We start from the raw sequence: 16,699 nt of genomic DNA on the forward strand, positions 1-16,699 counted from the left end.
GAAACACTTCTATGCTTGTACACAAGAAGGCACTGAGAATCAAGTGTATCTAAGTCTGATCATGTACTGCTTGCTTGCACTATTTAAACAAAGCATCATAACAAGAGGGACACTGGATAAAATTAGAATCGCTATTCGAGCGAGTATTTATCAGCCATTTGAACTAGTAAAACCAAAACTTGAAAAGCTGACACCTTATTAATTGGATGTAAGTGAATAAGTGCTCCAATCACTGTGCAATGAGACCTTCTTGTTGAGGTTGTTCTTTTTTCAATCATCAGCGGAAGGTTGAGTAAAAATTATACAATAATAGGTTTTTTATCTATATCAAGAACAAGCTCAAGTGTGTTAATGCAACGCCAGTGAATACGTATGACAAATAAGAGTCATGAATAATAGTACTTCTTTTGAATGATGCAAGAGAGGTACTATTTTTCTATCAAGTCCATGATAATATCTGTCATCTCTTCTGCTGACTCTTTCATGCCTGTTTTAATCCAATGCTCTGTTATCTTGAATATCCCTGCTGTATTGAACATTCTTTTGTATAAATCAGTCTCTTTAACGACTTCAAAGAAAGACATAGTCATAAGACTATATTCTTCTAGCAGAGGAATCAGTTGGTTATTTTTAATGAGTAAATCAATATGCCTTGCAGAATGCATCATTTGAAAGTGACTGAGTAATAAATCTCCAATACTCGCATTCTTCATTTTTGAAAGTAGTTTACCTTGCTCAATAGTGTACTTAGAAAAGTAATGATAAATAACCTTATCTTTGTCCTCAAAATGACGGTAGAAAGTCATCCTCCCTACACCAGCTTTCTTTATGATATCAGAAGCCTTTATCCTATCATAATCTTCTGATTCCATTAATTCCAATAGTGCATTTACAATCATCATTTTCGATTCTTCTTTTTGTTCTTCTCTTTTCATGGTACACCTCCTGACTTCTGTATCACTTTATGTCATTCGCTTGAATTAAGTTCAATTCATTTATATAATAACACAAAACTGATACTTTATCCCACATTTTACGATAAGTATACTACAAGGAGGAATTAAAATGACACACAAAAGAAAAACAATCATCAATTGGTCAATCATCACACTTATATTTATCCTATTTTTAACTTGGCATGGTGCTTTTGATAGACCGCTGAACCAGGCTGAAGTTGATGAGCTTATGACTAAATATCATGCAGCAGACCTTGGTACTGATACTAACAAAGAAGATCTTAGAGAATTCTTAGAAAGTGGTGATGGTAAACCAGTCTATATGATAAACGTCATAAAAAATTATGATCAGCCTAAACTAACAGATGCTATGATAGAAAAAGGTATGACAACGGACATGACGGCTGAAGAAGTACTCGCTGACTATACAGGTTTTGTCTTTCCTTACCTTATAAAAAATGGTTCTTACCCGATTTACACTGGAACTGCTCTCCTAGATTCTCAAGAAGTATGGGGAATCGAAAATGCAACTGAATGGTCAAGTGGTGCTATCATACGCTATAAAGACAGAAGAACCATGATAGAAATGGCCACTGATCCAGCATTTGCACAGTTCCATGACAGTAAAATTGCAGCTATTGAAAAAACAGTCTCTTACCCTTTGACAACTCAAATGTATTTTGTTGACTTAAGCTATTTTATGTTTGTTCTTCTTGCTTTAATTGGTTCGCTCGTACAATTCTTTATTAACAGGAGGTCAAAACATGAAAAAATCACTGACTAGAACCCTCATGGCCCTTGGTAGTATACTCAGTTTATTCATCATTATTGGAATAGTTATATGGTATTGGCCAGCAGGAGATTATGGTGATTTCACCGTTATTAATGAAGATGGTACAATCGTATATGAATATATTGAGACGAATGGCATTACCCTGCATGTCGCACTTTCAGGACCCGAGGATGGTGAACCGGTATTCTTACTTCATGGTTACCCAGATGCAAGTTTTGGGTGGCGAGATCAAATCATTGCATTAAGCGAAGAAGGTTATCGAGTGATTGCACCAGATCAAAGAGGTTTCAATCTTAGTGACAAACCTAAAGGACTCGATAATTATACACCTGAAAATCATGCTAATGACATATTGGGTTTAGCTGACCACTTTGGTTATGATACTTTTAACATAGTGGGTCATGATTCTGGGGTTGTTGTCTGCTGGAATATTGTAGACAAACACGAAGACCGTGTTGATAAAATGGTTACAATAAATACACCTCATCCAAAGGTCTTATTTGAATTTCAAGAAGCAAATGAAGAACAAAGAAAAAAAAGCCAATATGCCTACTTTTTCAGAACACCCTATATTCCTGAAATTGCACTCAAATTTAACGATTATGCCCTTATGAGTAAGTCCATGGAAGACTCTTTCACAGAAGAAGAAATCAATGAATATAAGCGAGCCTGGTCACAGAAAGGGGCCAACACCGCCATGCTCAACTGGTATCGTAATTTGTTTACACAACCTGAAACTGAAGTGCCAAATAGAGTTGTTGATGTTCCATTATTAGTTATATGGGGAAAACAAGACCCCCACATGATGTGGCAACAAGCTGAACCATCCTCTAAGATGTCAACCAAAGGGTCGGTAGCGTATATTGAAGAAGCTACCCACTGGGTTATGAGGGATACACCCGATGAGCTAAACAAACTTTTATTAGACTTTCTTAAAGATTAAAATAATCAAATCAACTCATTAAAATAAATCATAGTAAGCTATGATTTATTTTTTTATACAATAGTTACTGTCACTTACCGCTATTTCAATTTGTTCATGCTCAAAACCACTACCATCTACATCGTATGGAAGTAAGTTGTTTTATGAATCTAAATTTCTATAACTCACTACAATTTCTATATCGTCCGATAAAATAGTTGGAATTTTCGGTTTTTTTAGTTTCTACTCATAATAAAAGAAGAACCCCTAGATATCAACAGATTCGAGGGTTCATTCGACACTTTTCTATATTAAGCTTTTAGCAACAGCCGCACATATCAGAATTTATTCTACTTCTTCGATGTAAAAACTTACAAACTCAAAAACTTATAATTTGTAAGTTTTTGAATCATCTATATAATTTACTTTAAATGAGGCAGTATTACTACTTTTTCGCCTTAAAAATATTAAAACAAAAAACTTATTATCAATAACTTATTAATTAGTAAGTTTTTTTGTGTAAATAGTAAGTTTTTTTGTTTTGTTAGAAATTAATATTTTACCAAAACTTCTATCTACTTTACCAAATTTTTTTGCGAGTTTACCAACAATGGGAAGCACTTTTCCAAAACTCTAATTATTCTTTCCAAAATATCTACTTAGTTTACCAAAATAATTTATTGTATTGAGGTTATTTTATACACCTACAGATATTTAGATAATCTGTCCCTTATCACTAAAAGAAATCAGTAATGATGTAAATTGCTTAGTAACAAGACTATGTTTCTTTGATCGGAGGAGCATAGTATGGATAAAATTAAGAAAACCAAAACTTTTAGTGAGATTTTTATACTTTTTTTAGTTGATGAACTTGAGCATAGAGCAAATGAGGATTACAATGATAGTAAATTAGAAATGGTCACTTCCAAGAATAGTGAAAACAACTTGGAGGTGGAACAATGAAAGCAGTAGGATATATTAGAGTCTCGACAGATAAAATAGAGCAAGAAGATTCACAAGACAACCAAAAGACGCTCTTTATACAATATATTAAGGAAAGAGGTTTTGAATTCGGTGGTTTTTATGAGGATGTTGAAAGTGGTACCAAAGAAGAACGAAACGGACTCAATAAACTTCTAGATCATGCTGAAGATAAGAAATTTGATATCATAATTTCCAAAGAATTATCCCGTCTTGTAAGAAATGTAGAACTGGCTTATCGTATCAAACGTATCATAGTGAACAATCGGATTCATTTAATTACATTAGATGGTCTAGTTGATACAAAAGATCCAGCTAAGCAAAATATGTTTGGTTTATATGCATGGATATTTGAACAAGAATCAGTTCGGATATCAACTCGTATTAAGTCTGTCTTCAGAAGTAAAATGAAAGAAGGCAAATTTCTTGGTTCATCAGCTCCTTATGGCTATGAAATTAGTAAGGATAAGTCATTAATTATTAGAGCAGACAGCGCCCCACTTGTTGTTAAAGAAATCTTTGAACTCTTTTTAAAAGAAAACAGTTTTCAAGGTATTGCTAAACTACTAACAAAAAGAAAAATACCAACACCAGCAACTGTGGCTGGAAAAAGCAATGCTGGTGACTTTTGGCATGGTTCTACAATCAAGAAGATTTTAACCAATCCACATTATATTGGTGATTTAGTTCAAGCTAGAGAAGAAAACATCAGCGTCATTAATCGTAAAAGAATACCAGTTGCCAAGGAAAATCAAGTGGTCGTAAAAAATACACATGAGCCAATTATCGACAAGAATACTTTTGAACTTGTCCAAAGCATCCTTTCTAAACGAAAGAAGAAAGGTAAAGGTAAACATAAAACAGTAACCTATCTATATACGAATTACCTCTATTGCAAGGACTGTGGCAGCGCATTAAAGTATCTCAAGCAACGAAAGGGTTATGTCTGTGGTAAGTATCATCGCTATGGGAAGGATATTTGTACATCTCATGTTATAAAAGAGGATGTTATTTCCATAAGAATTCAGAACGAATTAAAGGCTTTAGCAGAAAGCATTAATACAGAAGATCTCATTCAATCACTTCAAGCTATTGAAAAAGGTAATAGTAAACGTTTCAATGAAGTAAAGCAACTTGAAAGAGCTATTAAAAGCAACCTTTTGAAAAAGGAGAAGCTTCTGGACTTACTACTTTCTAGTACAATTGATGAAGATATCTATCATCTAAAAATGAATAAGCTAAAAAAGGAATCACTTGCTTACGAAGAAAATCTACTACAACTAAAATCTCAATCTAAAGATGATATCTACTCGCATGAACGGTTAATCAAAGAAATCACTGAAATTAAGTCCTTCGATACCATTAATCGAAATGTACTTCAAAAGTTCATTGATAAGGTAATCGTTAATGAGGATAGTACCTTTAGCATTCAGTATAACTTTAAACTATAATAGCAGGGCATTGCCCTGCTACCTAAACTAATCTATTCTGATATCACCGAAAAACACTCGAAATGTGTTGTGTGTTGATGACTACTCGCACTGTTTCAGGAATCTTGTCGTGTAACAGGTTGTGTCATAGAAGCATATGCTTCATTTGGAGTAACTGGTAGCCGCTCTTGTACATTTTGCATTAATTGGCGATTGTTCTCTACAAATTTAGCTTTATCTAATTTGAAAGCTAACCCATCATAATTCTTTCCATTGACTTGACGCAGATCTTTCTTCCGTTCAATCTCGACAAAACCACACCTATCAGCGAGTTTGACCATACCAATATTACCAGACCAGGTTCCACAGTAAAGACTCAGATCACCTGTAGTATTAAATAAATAAGCCAGCCACAATTTTAAAGCTTTCTCACCCATTCCCTTTCCCCAATGATCTTTTTCACCTATAAAAATCCCGATATAGCGACGTTCCTCTCCATCGATTTCTTTGATATATTCACTCACAGAGCCTATATGCACCTGTTCCTCAACACAGATCTGTAGTCTTCTCCACACATCTGGTTTAGGTCTTGACATAATCCGGGTAAGTCTTTCTCTAATCTCATCAGGATCACTCTGGTGGTCATCCCATGGAGAATCCTGTTTTAACCACTCTGTTTCAACAGTATGCCACCTGACATAGTTTTCAATATCTGAATTAATAGAACTTCTAATCTGTACGTCCCCATTACTCAATAGAAAAACTTCTTTATTCTCATTAGTTGTCATAATTATCCCCCATTTTCTTATTTAATCTTCGTTGCGAACTTAAATACAATCTCTTTTATAGTGTCACTTCAAGCACACCTACATTGCCAAGGGATAATTCCTGTTCAATCTTCCCTTTATTATAGACATAGCACCCACCATGGGCCCTGTTTTCATCTACACTAAAGCTGTTGATCATGAGTACCTTTTGGCCTGTTTTTCCTGCTTGCTCAGCATATTCTGCACTTACACTCTCTTGCCAGTCTTTAACACTGTAGTCTATGTATAGTGGCCACAACAAATAATCTGCCTTTACCTTTTGTACTGCATCTAGGTTTTCCTGATGGAAGAGATCCCCACAAATAAGAGTCGTAAATGTTTTACCACCAAACTCAAAAGTGTTTAGCTCTTTACCTTCTTTGTACATATCTGTGGCTATAGGTTCTTTCCAGCCTTCAGATACCCTGCGGAAAAGATTGATGATCTTACCCTTTGAATCAATGACCACATTTGATGAATACAGTTCATTGCCTTCTCTTTCGATAAAACCAAAAGAAATTCCTGTAGCTTGGTCTTTAGCGAAATTCTTTAAGTCAGCCATCAGTGGTGAATCTAAACTGATGGCGATGTCTAAATCCTTTTCATAATCCCATGTTAAACCTTCAAAGCCTTGTATGTAACTTTCGCCAAAGAAGAGCATGTCTAAGTGGTTATTATTTTTTACATAGTATTTTATTTCTTTAATCTGGTGGTCGATGTCTCCATCAATGAATGTTGCAGCAACTAAGCCAATTTTTAGACTAGTCATTAATCCCCCTATTTTTCCTACGAAATCTATTTATACATAGTCTAGCATATCAATTCGGGAAAGTAATTTTTAACCTAATTTTTCCATGATAAGATAATTTTAATTAATAAAGTAACGAACAAGATTCTCATTTCTGTCAAAGGGAACGCCTTTGTTCAAGGGTTTGATACGGATTAGGTGGTGGTTATAGACTCTATATAATCGTGTTTTTGGACACATCGCTGAAAGTGAGGGCGCACATAAGGCCTAAAGAACGTCGTTTGTTCTAAAGGCCCCTACATTTGGGAATTTGATTTTAGAGAGGCGACCACTAGGGTCGCTACTACGCGAAAGATGGCGGGCGCTTTTGTGGGCTTTGGCTTGAGTATGGAAAAAGGCTGTTGCAAGTTTGCAACAGCCTCATTTTGTCTTTTAAAGACAGCATTTCTTATATTTTTTTCCGCTTCCGCAGGCGCAGGGGTCGTTTCTGCCGATTTTATCGGTATTGACCACTTGCTTGGGCTTTTCTTGTGGCATGTCTGGCTTTGTATCCTCTTTTGGAATATACAGCTCATGCGGGGTATGGCCTTTTTCGAGCCATTTTGGCGTGTGCTGGTAAACAAGCCCGAGAAGTTGAACTAAGCCGTTTCGCTGTTCGGGATGCTCGAATTTGACTGTACCGTCAAGGTCTGAGATGATCTGTTCCATCTGCCAGTCAAGGTTCATCTTGATCATCATGTCGTCCATCAGAAGATGAGCGGACACGGGATCAAGCTGTAGGACCGATCCTAAAAACTGCTTCAGGCGGTCATGGTGAATTGAAAACGCCGGTGACTGTTTCTTTTTAACCGCGGCGATATATTCAGGTGAAATTTTCGCATAGGCTGTCTGGTCGCTGCCAAGTACCGCCTCGTATAGGGACTGGGGATTCTTTACTCGTCCATGTGCCAATAAGAACTCACTTTTTCGTGCAAGTCTTGTGAAATGCAGCGCATGGTGTATCTTTTCAAGCAGTTCCTGATCGTTCCCTTTTAATGTCGTATAGCTTCTGACCACTGCGACTACATCGTTAAAGGTCAATGCTCCATGATAGATGACGATGGTGTCAAGAAGCGCGGCCAGTTCTAGCTGGTCTTCGTTTTGTAAGCCGAGACCTACCATATTGGCAAGATTTTTTGATAACTCGCCAGGAATGATCTCGATCAGCCTGTCTTCGAAAGTACCTGTGAAGACAATTCCAAGCGCCCTTAGGTAAGCAGCACCTGTGGCCATTTCAGTTGTTCTTTCACCCGTCTGAGTCAGGTAGGTCTTTAGATAGTTGACGGCTTCTGAGGTGAGTTCCAGCTCTTCAATCTTGACAGCCGAGCACACGTGGTCGTTAATCGTCTGCACCAAATCGTTTTTACGCATGGCTGAGGTGACTTTGATACTCCAGAACTCAGCGATCTGTTTAAGGTCATTGAGTGTGTACCTGCTTAGCATTTGTGTATAGTTCATTGTCGGTTCGAGTGCTTTCTTGTTTTTTATCAACTCTTCGGCACCGAATCTTATCATTTTTTCATTCATCTTTTCACATCCTTGTCAATTCTACACTACATGTTACCATATCTCTTTTTTTGTTCAATGCTTTTCATTAAAGTTACAAAAATAAAATACAGCATCACGTGGCGTGGTGCTGTATTTTTTCTTATTTTTCAAATGACATTATTTCATCGTAGTGGTCGACAAAAATTTTCACAAGTTCAGGATCGAATTTTTTACCTGCTTCGGATTTAATCAGTTCCAGCGCATCTATTTCGTTATAGATGTCTCCATAGGTCCTGTCATGCGTGATCGCGTCGTAAACATCGACGATCGACAACATTCTTGCTGTTTTTGGTATAGCCTCACCTTTTTTTCCTTCGGGATATCCGGTTCCGTCAAATTTTTCATGGTGATTGAGTGCCATCTCAGCCGCAATCCTCAACAGATCAAGATCCGAGTGCTCTAGAATATCGTACCCTGCCTTGGTATGATGCTCGACAATTTCAATTTCGCCTTCACTTAGCGGTTCGGTTTTCCATAAAATTGTCTTTGGTATCTCAAGCTTACCGATATCATGCAGACTGCTTGATACCCTTAAGACCTCCGCCTCGCTCTGTGAATATCCGCAGGCGATGGCGAACTTACTCATCATGCATGAAGTCCTCTTAATATGGCTGTCTGGATCGGTGTAGTGGTTTTCTACTGCAGAGATCACCGCACGAATAATGTCTTTTCTCGCTGAGGATAAGATCGTACTCATCAGGTAATTATCAAGCGCCGAAGAGTAGTTAAGCAAAAATAAGTTGATCAGTTCAAAATCATATTGCTTTCTCTCGCCTTCGATATAGACGTAGTTGTTGATCATGCTGCGGCCCCTATTCTTAACGACAAAGCCTTTTTCCACTTGACTGATTGGATTTTCAAACGGTGTCTCGTTAAGTACTTTGGGATCTATGAATGAAAGTTCCGGCACATCCTCGATGTCTTTACCAATATATTCTTTGTACTTTCCTGTTGCTGCGACAATTTTTGTCTTATTGCGATTGTCTATCGTCACAAAGCCGCTATTGATCGAGTGGTCTGTATGATCCTCTCTCAAATAAACCATTCCGCTTGGTTCCTGATAGAAATTGGACAGTTCATCCAGCACACTTGTTAAGAAGTCGTTGAGTGAGGCGTGACTGAATAATTGGCTACTAGTTTTAATGATTCTCTCCAAACCTTTTTTATGGTCACTCAGTTGCCTTAGGTCGCGATAATTTCTAAGTGCTGTGTACAGGGTAGTATGCAGCCTCTTTACTGTCAGTTCTGTCTTTAGCCTATAATCGTTGATATCATACTGCTTAATGACATCTTCCTCAGGAGCTTCTCCCGGTTGGCCTGTCCTTAGTACGATTCTGGTCATCGTATTTTTTAACACATCCCGCATATAGGTGACCACTTCAAGTCCGGAATGATGGCTTTCCATGACCACATCTAAAAATACAATCGCGATATCCGATTCTCTCTTTATAAGCTCGATGGTTTCTTTCCCTGAATAGGTATCGAAGAACTCCAGTTTGCTTCCTTCAAATTCAAACTCTTTCAAAATCATCTTCGTGATCATATGAACTTCTTGATCGTCATCGGCGATGATTATCTTATATGGTTTTTTGACAGGCTTATTCCCAACGTCTTCAACATCATCAATCAGAAAGTCCAGCGTGAAATCTTCGTTTTCATTTTTATAACCCATAGCAGCCTCCGCCAGTCAACTTATAAACAAACCGTTTTCTCTTTCTTATTGAATACCTTTATTCGAGTACAATAATCAAGTTTTATGAATTTCCTAAAAAAAACCGCTATCTATTACTCATTTGAACCGCAGACGCATAAGACTCAAATGGTTTGATAAAGACAAAGTCTTCACTGCTTGATAGCGACTGTGAAAATGCATAGCCCGCCTCACTGAATTTTTTTATCTCTTCAGGATTGTTTATGCAGTGAGACACGAGATAGTCTACCATTAGTCCCCTCGCCTGCTTTGCATGAACTGTCACGATCTTTAGCTTGCCGTCTGATTGCTCTTCTTTAAAATGGATATTCAACATCTTTTTCTTATGATTCTTCAGCATTCTGCTGAATTCCACCGAGGCTAAGTTGATGATCAGGTTTTCTGTACTGAAGTATCGGTCCACTTGCTCCTGCCAATACTCATATAGGTTGATACCACTCGGTCTTGTCGTCATATCCAAACGATAGGGCTCAATCAAAGAGTTTGGCTCCAGTACACCATACATCGCGCTGAGCACCACCAGATGGTCGACCAGATACTGTGTCTGCACAGGGTCATAACTTCTCCAATTGATCTCATTAAATACGATTCCGTTATAGCTGGCGATCACATGACCGCACTGCTTTTCTTTTGAGTGGAAATTGTCAAAGGTCTGATCGAGTAACTTGCCTTTTATCTTATAAAGTCTTCCAAGCTCCTCATAAGTCAGTGAAGAGATAAGGTCTTTTAAATGCTGCGCTTTGCCTTTATCAAAAGCAGACTTTGTCTGCATGGTTTCTACGAGCTCATTCTTTTGCAGTTTACTCGGCGATAGGATAATTTTCATCTTTTGCTCCTTTAGAAAATGGTGTGCAGTTCTATATAAAGGATACAATGTCGCCTATGAGATTGCAACAAGCCGATTGCCATAAAAAAAAAGAGTGCCATACGGCACAAATTAAGAGATATGTTGGGGGCTGCGGCTTTAACCGCCATCAGAATATGTTAAACATAAGACTGATGTATCTTTCTTATACCTTAAGATTACGACTTTAAACAGAAAATTGGTCCTGCACAATAATTATTTCAGACACCATTGGTAAATCAATCCATAATTTGATAAACTGAAACTATCAAAAAGGAGGTCTACTATGGGACTATTTAAGCAGTTTATAGAAGTAATCGAATGGCAAGAGTCAAGATCGAATCGAATGGTTTATCAGTTTCCTGTACATAAAAATGAGATTAAAATGGGCGCTCAGCTTACCGTGCGGGAATCTCAAGTCGCTATTTTTGTAAATGAAGGCCAAATCGCAGATGTTTACGAACCGGGCCGTTACGAGCTTACCACTCAGAACATGCCTATACTGACCAAGTTGAAATCCTGGTCATACGGTTTTAACTCCCCTTTTAAGGCGGAGATCTACTTTGTGAACACCACTCAGTTTCTCAATCAAAAATGGGGTACCACAAACCCCATCATGATGCGGGACAAGGAGTTCGGCATCATCCGCTTGAGAGGTTTCGGTTCCTTCGCATACCGGGTGACCGATCCTGTACAGTTCATGCGAGAAGTTTTCGGCACCAATAAGTTCGCAGATACAGAGATGATCACACCTCAACTTAAAAAGCAGATACTTTCATCGCTTACAGACCTTCTTGCCGAGTCCGGCATTGCTGCGCTTGATTTGGCAATGCATTACGATGAGTTCGCACAGGCTTGCAAAGAAAAAGTATCTGAGCAGTTCAACGAATACGGCTTATCCATAACAAACTTCACCATAGAAAACCTGTCGCTGCCTAAAGAGGTGGAAGCCGCAATGGACCAGCGCACACAGATGGGCGTACTGGGTGACTTGAACAAGTTCACACAGTATCAGACGGCACAGGCCATCAGAGATGCCGCGAACAATCCAGGTGGCGGGATGGCAAGTATCGGTGCGGGTATCGGCGCGTCTACCGCTATCGCAGGTGCCATGCAGGGGCAAAGCCATCAGTCGCAGACCTCAGAAGCTAAAGTGATTTGCCCACACTGCTCAGCTCAAGTCGCAGCAGGGAGCAAATTCTGTTCGGCATGCGGAAAAAGCATCTCACCACAAACTAAATCCTGCGTCTCATGCAAACTGGACATACCTGAAGATGCCAAATTCTGCGCACACTGCGGTGCCAATCAAACCGTGGCGACTGAATGTCCAAAATGCCATCAGACACTTACTCCAGGTTCTAAATTTTGCACAAATTGTGGGACTACCCTATGAAAGGTTATGACGAAAATGAGCAAATCATAGCGGATTCAGAACAGGTCGCCTGTCCAAGTTGCAGCGGTCCTATGAAGTTCAACCCCAAAACCCAGGCACTCACATGCGAGTACTGCGATTATGAAAAACCTTTGGAGCTTGAGAACGAACTGACAAACTATGATTTCTTTGAAGCCGAATCTACAGCAAATCACATTTGGGGCTCAGAAATCAACTCTTTACACTGCGAAAGTTGTGGAGCAAGCAGCAATATGAGTTCAAAAGATACGACCTTGACCTGTCCCTTTTGCGGCTCGACCCACATTATTCCTCAGAACTCCGATTTTGGGATAAGACCCCACGGTGTTGTTCCTTTCGAGTTGACACGCGAAGACGCCTTCGAGGCATTTGAGAAGTGGATCAAAAAAAGATTTTTTGCTAAAAAAGCTGTAAAGGACGCCCAGGATTCTGAACGTTTGAAGGGCGTCTATATTCCTTACTGGCAGTTCGATGTCAACACACAAAGCTTTTATCATTGTCAAATCGGTTACAATTACACGGTCACTGTCAGTAAGACCGTCATGGAAAACGGCAAGCAGGTGACAAAAAACGTCTCTGAAACAAGAATCCGTTGGGAACATAAGACCGGACGTATCTCGAATATCTTCGATGACGAACTGATCAACGCTTCCAGACAGTTCAACACCGGTAAGATTAACGCCCTTGAACCATTCGACCTCAGAAAGACCAAGGCCTATCATACCGATTTTCTGTCGGGGTTCGTGGCTCAAAAGTACGAAATCAGCTTGAGTGAAGGCTTTGAAATTCTCAAGCCGCAATTACATCATGAAATCGTCGATTCGATCAAACGCAAGTACCACGGTGACCATATCAGGGCCGCAAGGCTCAGCACCGATTATGAGCAGGTCGAATTTAGGCATGTCCTGCTCCCCATCTGGCTTTCCAGTTACCGCTACGCCGACAAGACCTATCAGTTCGGCATAAACGGTCAGACTGGTGAAGTACAGGGTAATTACCCACTTGATTGGGTCAGGGTGATGTTGGTTGTAGGTGCCATAGCAGCGCTGATCGCCGCTTATTTCCTGTATCAGTATTCAAATGATGCCTACAGTTTAATCGAAACCTTAAGCTATTATCTTTGATCCTCACTCAAAATGTTTTTGGCTAATTTATCTTTGATTGGGTAAAAGAAGTGTAGGAGGTCTCACTATGTTGACAAAACAAAATTACACCGGCGAAATCACGTGTATCATTTCATGCCACCACTTGGCGACTTCTAGAAAATGGTATACAGATACTTTAGGATTCACTTTGATGTATCAAGTGGACGACTTGCTATGGGCTGAGTTCAAAACTCCAATGCCTGGCGTTACAGTGGGTCTTGAAGAAGTTGAATCCTTTATTCCTCAGAATTCTATTTTGACAATTTCTACGCCCGATATAGAAGCAGTCGCTTCAAAGCTTGACCTGTTGGATGTGAAGCGCGATGAGATAAAAACCATCGAAGGTTTGGTAAAACTCATGAAGATCTATGATCCCGACAACAATGTCCTTCAGTTCGCACAAAGCTTGGGAGTGTGACTTATGACCAGTGTCATTCATTTAGCATTTGACATACCGCTCGCTGCGGACATCTGCTTTCAGTATTTTACTGAGGAACACCTTATAAAGTCCTGGCTGGCTGAGGATGCGCACATCGTTCCGCACGAAGGCGGCGCCTATGAGCTTTATTGGAATTTGGAGGATCGGGCTGTTGACAATACAAAAGGCTGTGTCATCACCGGTTATTGCCTCAACCGTATGCTCGGCTTCACTTGGAAAGGACCGCAGCGGTTCAGTCACTTCATGAACCATCACGATCCTTTGACCCATGTCTCCATCAGTTTTTTCAGTACAACCGATAAGCATACCCAAGTCCACCTTGTTCATTCGGGATGGCCGCAACGAGAGGATTGGCAAGAGGCAAAAGAGTGGTTCGAAGACACTTGGAAAAAGGCTATTGAAAATTTGATTCTTCAAATCACCGCCAAGTCATGAACGAATACAAAGAAAAAACCTGATGAGTGATCAATCAATCATCAGGTTTTTTTAGGTTTGTTCTCTTCTTATTTTTGAGCCATGAACGCTTCGATTTCTTCCACTGTTTTAATAATATCCTTAGAAAGATTTCTGTGGCCGTCTTCAGTGATTAAAATATCGTCCTCAATCCTTATGCCGATACCCTCTTCGGCGATATAAAGACCTGGTTCTACCGTGAAGACCATACCGGGCTCCAGCACGATATCTCTTCCACCTAAGTCGTGGACGTCAAGTCCTAAGTGGTGGCTTACTCCATGGTAATAGTACTTGCTTAGCTCTTCAGGTTTTTCGATCAAACCGATGTCAGTCAATTCCTTGACAAGAACATCAGAACACGTCTTGTTCAAGTCATTGAAGGCGATTCCAGGTTTCATACTTTCAATGACCGCATTCATCGCTTTTAAGACGATGTTATAGATTGTCTTTTGCCTTTCTGTGAACTTACCCGACACAGGATAAGTTCTAGTGATATCGGCACTGTATTCATGATACTGAGCACCAAGATCCATAAGCACAAGCGTGTTTTCCTCACAAGCCTTATTGTTCTCAACATAATGAAGGATAACAGCATCTTCACCCGAAGCCGCTATCGTTGGGAACGAGTTGCCGTCCGCTCCGTTATATCTGATCGTATGACTGAATACGGATTCCAGCTGATACTCCATCATTCCCGGCTTTAGCTCATTCATGACGGCTTCAAGGCCTACTTTAGTCAGTTCAACGGCTTTCTCGATTTTTACGATTTCATAGTCCCGTTTGATTCGTCTTAATCGATTGAATATCGGATGAGCCGATTTTACTGGAATATGGACAAAACGCGAGCTGAAGTCCTGGGCAAAGTGATGCGCAGTAGAATGGCTTTCTTTCCAGCTGAGTTTTTCAAGATCCAGATAGACCGTTTTAATGGCGTCATTGTAGATGCCGCCAGTTAAGAACCTTTCAAACCCTTCGATGTAATCGACCTTGTCTATTCCCGAAATTTCAGCGGCCTTTTCCTTTTTTAATTTTCTACCCATCCATTTTTCGATATCATAATCGGATTTTTCAATAAATAGAGTCGATTTCGCCTGATCATCCACCTTCTGAACGGCTAAAATGAAATTCTCTTGTGTTAGCCCAGTCAAATAGTAAAAGTTCTTATTCGCTTTAAAAACATAGTGCGCATCCGCTGTGCTCTTTGGCGCTTGTCCGGCAAAGAGAATCACAACATCTCCATTGTTCAGGTCTTTTACTAGATTTTCGCGATTCTGTGTGAAAAAAGTATGCATATTGCCTCCTTCAAATCTTATAGCCAGTTATCCGAATTGCAAATTCTCTTGCAATGATTGTTCATTTTATTATAACCTTTTTTAGAGGCTAAGTTCATAAACGTTACAAATTTGCTATAAATATTTCGAAATCCGAATTATTTAAACGAGTGACCATCTCAAAACAGGGTATTTAAAGAATAGTCTACCCTACTAAGGAGCATACGATGCCTACAGATAAGTATACACGAAAAGAACTTGAGCGAATTGCCTCACAGCTTGTGGGTGAAAAAGTCACACTGATCCCCATAGGCAACCACGATCTGAACAGACATCTGGTTTACAAGCTTACCACCTCTGAAAACCAGCACTTTGTCTTTAAGTATTTCTATCAATCACATTATGCGTCAAGAGAAATCGCAGCCCTTAAATACCTTGCGACCCATAAGCTTCCAGTACCCAAAATTATCAACAGTGGAGCACTCGACGACCAGCGCACCTGGCTTTTGATGACCTACATTGAAGGTCTTCCCATGATGAAGATATTAAGACATATCCCAATCGAGCAGCAGCTTCGTCTATTCGAGGAGCTCGGCAAGGTCTTAAAGGCTTTCCATACCGTTCATTTCGACCACTTCGGAACATGGAACACTTTGCAGCTGACAACACCTCTTTCTCTAAAGACGGCATATCAGCCAAAGTTAGATTTTTTAGACCAGCGGCTAGCTGATCCAGACCTACCCAACAGGGAATGGCTGAACTTGGCTTGGAAATATCTCGAAGATCACATGTCCTGCCTAGACTATGCAACAGAAGCTGTTTTATGTCATCAAGATTTTGATGCACGAAACATTCTCATCCGAAAAATCGGTGAAAACTATGAAATCACAGCAGTCCTGGATTTCGAACACAGTGTTCCATGGGACAGCTACGCTGATTTTTCCCAGCTCTATCTAAAGCATTTTTATGACCATCCCGAATTGGAAGTCGCCTTTTTCAGAGGGTATCACCCCTCTTTTCATAGTGATCCGCACTTTGATGAACGATTTAAGTATCACCTTCTCTATTATACGCTTTCAGCATGTTCCTGGGCATACGATATCGCTCCGGATTTTTATGAGATGTGCATGAAGACACTTAAAAGGCTCTTGAAATAAGCAACAGAAAAATCCCCTCTGATGATATAATTCAAAAATCAGAGG

The 16,699-nt window shown here is 39.6% G+C and carries 16 protein-coding genes and 1 pseudogene; 10 read left to right on the forward strand and 7 right to left on the reverse strand.

Annotated elements, in window-relative coordinates; genetic code table 11:
* Positions 1 to 202, forward strand: a pseudogene (locus DWB64_RS19355) (hypothetical protein); the annotation flags it as partial.
* Between the two features lie 226 nt (positions 203 to 428).
* Here the strand turns inward: DWB64_RS19355 and DWB64_RS09345 are convergent.
* A complete protein-coding gene (locus DWB64_RS09345; protein ID WP_129487967.1) occupies positions 429 to 935 on the reverse strand; it encodes a TetR/AcrR family transcriptional regulator in 507 nt (168 codons plus the stop codon).
* Positions 936 to 1,065: 130 nt separating this feature from the next.
* On the opposite strand from DWB64_RS09345, the gene DWB64_RS09350 reads away from it, so the two are divergent.
* The 4 genes from DWB64_RS09350 to DWB64_RS09360 all read left to right on the forward strand — a co-directional run bounded on the left by DWB64_RS09350 (position 1,066) and on the right by DWB64_RS09360 (position 5,103).
* The gene (locus tag DWB64_RS09350) at positions 1,066 to 1,740 is read left to right on the forward strand and encodes a hypothetical protein (protein ID WP_129487968.1); all 675 of its coding nucleotides are present in this window, start codon (positions 1,066 to 1,068) and stop codon (positions 1,738 to 1,740) included.
* Positions 1,721 to 2,692 carry an alpha/beta fold hydrolase gene (locus DWB64_RS09355; RefSeq protein ID WP_129487969.1) on the forward strand — a complete coding sequence of 324 codons (972 nt, stop codon included), beginning with the start codon at positions 1,721 to 1,723 and terminating at the stop codon, positions 2,690 to 2,692. The genes DWB64_RS09350 and DWB64_RS09355 overlap by 20 nt, the downstream gene beginning before the upstream one ends.
* Positions 2,693 to 3,478: 786 nt before the next feature.
* Entirely contained in the window at positions 3,479 to 3,634 is a 156-nt protein-coding gene (locus tag DWB64_RS19245; protein ID WP_164980329.1) for a hypothetical protein, read from the forward strand.
* Positions 3,631 to 5,103: a recombinase family protein gene (locus DWB64_RS09360; RefSeq protein ID WP_129487970.1), complete on the forward strand. Its 1,473-nt coding sequence runs from the start codon at positions 3,631 to 3,633 to the stop codon at positions 5,101 to 5,103. The genes DWB64_RS19245 and DWB64_RS09360 overlap by 4 nt, the downstream gene beginning before the upstream one ends.
* Positions 5,104 to 5,198: 95 nt before the next feature.
* On the opposite strand, the gene DWB64_RS09365 is transcribed toward DWB64_RS09360, so the two are convergent.
* The 5 genes from DWB64_RS09365 to DWB64_RS09385 form a co-directional block, all read right to left on the reverse strand.
* Entirely contained in the window at positions 5,199 to 5,870 is a 672-nt protein-coding gene (locus tag DWB64_RS09365; protein WP_129487971.1) for a GNAT family N-acetyltransferase, read from the reverse strand.
* Positions 5,871 to 5,925: 55 nt separating this feature from the next.
* Positions 5,926 to 6,657 carry a nitrilase-related carbon-nitrogen hydrolase gene (locus DWB64_RS09370; protein ID WP_129487972.1) on the reverse strand — a complete coding sequence of 244 codons (732 nt, stop codon included), beginning with the start codon at positions 6,655 to 6,657 and terminating at the stop codon, positions 5,926 to 5,928.
* Positions 6,658 to 7,068: 411 nt separating this feature from the next.
* Complete coding sequence (locus DWB64_RS09375) at positions 7,069 to 8,202, reverse strand: Rho termination factor N-terminal domain-containing protein (RefSeq protein ID WP_129487973.1); 1,134 nt, start codon at positions 8,200 to 8,202, stop codon at positions 7,069 to 7,071.
* A 121-nt stretch (positions 8,203 to 8,323) separates the two neighbouring features.
* Positions 8,324 to 9,895 carry an HD domain-containing phosphohydrolase gene (locus DWB64_RS09380; protein ID WP_129487974.1) on the reverse strand — a complete coding sequence of 524 codons (1,572 nt, stop codon included), beginning with the start codon at positions 9,893 to 9,895 and terminating at the stop codon, positions 8,324 to 8,326.
* A 106-nt stretch (positions 9,896 to 10,001) separates the two neighbouring features.
* Positions 10,002 to 10,760 (reverse strand): YaaA family protein, encoded by a 759-nt coding sequence (locus tag DWB64_RS09385; protein WP_129487975.1) that lies wholly within the window; start codon positions 10,758 to 10,760, stop codon positions 10,002 to 10,004.
* Between the two features lie 304 nt (positions 10,761 to 11,064).
* Between DWB64_RS09385 and DWB64_RS09390 the strand changes: the two genes are divergently transcribed.
* From DWB64_RS09390 to DWB64_RS09405, 4 genes are all read left to right on the forward strand, one after another.
* Positions 11,065 to 12,171 carry an SPFH domain-containing protein gene (locus DWB64_RS09390; protein WP_129487976.1) on the forward strand — a complete coding sequence of 369 codons (1,107 nt, stop codon included), beginning with the start codon at positions 11,065 to 11,067 and terminating at the stop codon, positions 12,169 to 12,171.
* Positions 12,168 to 13,313, forward strand: coding sequence for a hypothetical protein (locus tag DWB64_RS09395; RefSeq protein WP_129487977.1), 1,146 nt, complete (start codon positions 12,168 to 12,170; stop codon positions 13,311 to 13,313). The genes DWB64_RS09390 and DWB64_RS09395 overlap by 4 nt, the downstream gene beginning before the upstream one ends.
* Before the next feature lie 67 nt (positions 13,314 to 13,380).
* Positions 13,381 to 13,752 carry a VOC family protein gene (locus DWB64_RS09400; protein WP_129487978.1) on the forward strand — a complete coding sequence of 124 codons (372 nt, stop codon included), beginning with the start codon at positions 13,381 to 13,383 and terminating at the stop codon, positions 13,750 to 13,752.
* Between the two features lie 3 nt (positions 13,753 to 13,755).
* Complete coding sequence (locus DWB64_RS09405; protein ID WP_129487979.1) at positions 13,756 to 14,208, forward strand: SRPBCC domain-containing protein; 453 nt, start codon at positions 13,756 to 13,758, stop codon at positions 14,206 to 14,208.
* 68 nt (positions 14,209 to 14,276) lie between these two features.
* Here DWB64_RS09405 and DWB64_RS09410 read toward each other — a convergent pair whose 3' ends face one another.
* The gene (locus DWB64_RS09410; protein ID WP_129487980.1) at positions 14,277 to 15,518 is read right to left on the reverse strand and encodes an aminopeptidase P N-terminal domain-containing protein; all 1,242 of its coding nucleotides are present in this window, start codon (positions 15,516 to 15,518) and stop codon (positions 14,277 to 14,279) included.
* 206 nt (positions 15,519 to 15,724) lie between these two features.
* On the opposite strand from DWB64_RS09410, the gene DWB64_RS09415 reads away from it, so the two are divergent.
* Positions 15,725 to 16,654 carry a phosphotransferase family protein gene (locus DWB64_RS09415; protein ID WP_129487981.1) on the forward strand — a complete coding sequence of 310 codons (930 nt, stop codon included), beginning with the start codon at positions 15,725 to 15,727 and terminating at the stop codon, positions 16,652 to 16,654.
* Positions 16,655 to 16,699: the final 45 nt, after the last annotated feature.

Origin of the sequence: Fusibacter sp. A1, assembly GCF_004125825.1 — a bacterium.
Taxonomy (GTDB): Bacteria; Bacillota; Clostridia; order Peptostreptococcales; family Acidaminobacteraceae; genus QQWI01.

Bases quoted from the DNA above. Each gene is read 5' to 3' on its own strand.
- DWB64_RS09345 (WP_129487967.1), bottom strand. From the start codon at position 935: ATGAAAAGAGAAGAACAAAAAGAAGAATCGAAAATGATGATTGTAAAT.
- DWB64_RS09350 (WP_129487968.1), top strand. From the start codon at position 1,066: ATGACACACAAAAGAAAAACAATCATCAATTGGTCAATCATCACACTT.
- DWB64_RS09355 (WP_129487969.1), top strand. From the start codon at position 1,721: ATGAAAAAATCACTGACTAGAACCCTCATGGCCCTTGGTAGTATACTC.
- DWB64_RS19245 (WP_164980329.1), top strand. From the start codon at position 3,479: ATGGATAAAATTAAGAAAACCAAAACTTTTAGTGAGATTTTTATACTT.
- DWB64_RS09360 (WP_129487970.1), top strand. From the start codon at position 3,631: ATGAAAGCAGTAGGATATATTAGAGTCTCGACAGATAAAATAGAGCAA.
- DWB64_RS09365 (WP_129487971.1), bottom strand. From the start codon at position 5,870: ATGACAACTAATGAGAATAAAGAAGTTTTTCTATTGAGTAATGGGGAC.
- DWB64_RS09370 (WP_129487972.1), bottom strand. From the start codon at position 6,657: ATGACTAGTCTAAAAATTGGCTTAGTTGCTGCAACATTCATTGATGGA.
- DWB64_RS09375 (WP_129487973.1), bottom strand. From the start codon at position 8,202: ATGAATGAAAAAATGATAAGATTCGGTGCCGAAGAGTTGATAAAAAAC.
- DWB64_RS09380 (WP_129487974.1), bottom strand. From the start codon at position 9,895: ATGGGTTATAAAAATGAAAACGAAGATTTCACGCTGGACTTTCTGATT.
- DWB64_RS09385 (WP_129487975.1), bottom strand. From the start codon at position 10,760: ATGAAAATTATCCTATCGCCGAGTAAACTGCAAAAGAATGAGCTCGTA.
- DWB64_RS09390 (WP_129487976.1), top strand. From the start codon at position 11,065: ATGGGACTATTTAAGCAGTTTATAGAAGTAATCGAATGGCAAGAGTCA.
- DWB64_RS09395 (WP_129487977.1), top strand. From the start codon at position 12,168: ATGAAAGGTTATGACGAAAATGAGCAAATCATAGCGGATTCAGAACAG.
- DWB64_RS09400 (WP_129487978.1), top strand. From the start codon at position 13,381: ATGTTGACAAAACAAAATTACACCGGCGAAATCACGTGTATCATTTCA.
- DWB64_RS09405 (WP_129487979.1), top strand. From the start codon at position 13,756: ATGACCAGTGTCATTCATTTAGCATTTGACATACCGCTCGCTGCGGAC.
- DWB64_RS09410 (WP_129487980.1), bottom strand. From the start codon at position 15,518: ATGCATACTTTTTTCACACAGAATCGCGAAAATCTAGTAAAAGACCTG.
- DWB64_RS09415 (WP_129487981.1), top strand. From the start codon at position 15,725: ATGCCTACAGATAAGTATACACGAAAAGAACTTGAGCGAATTGCCTCA.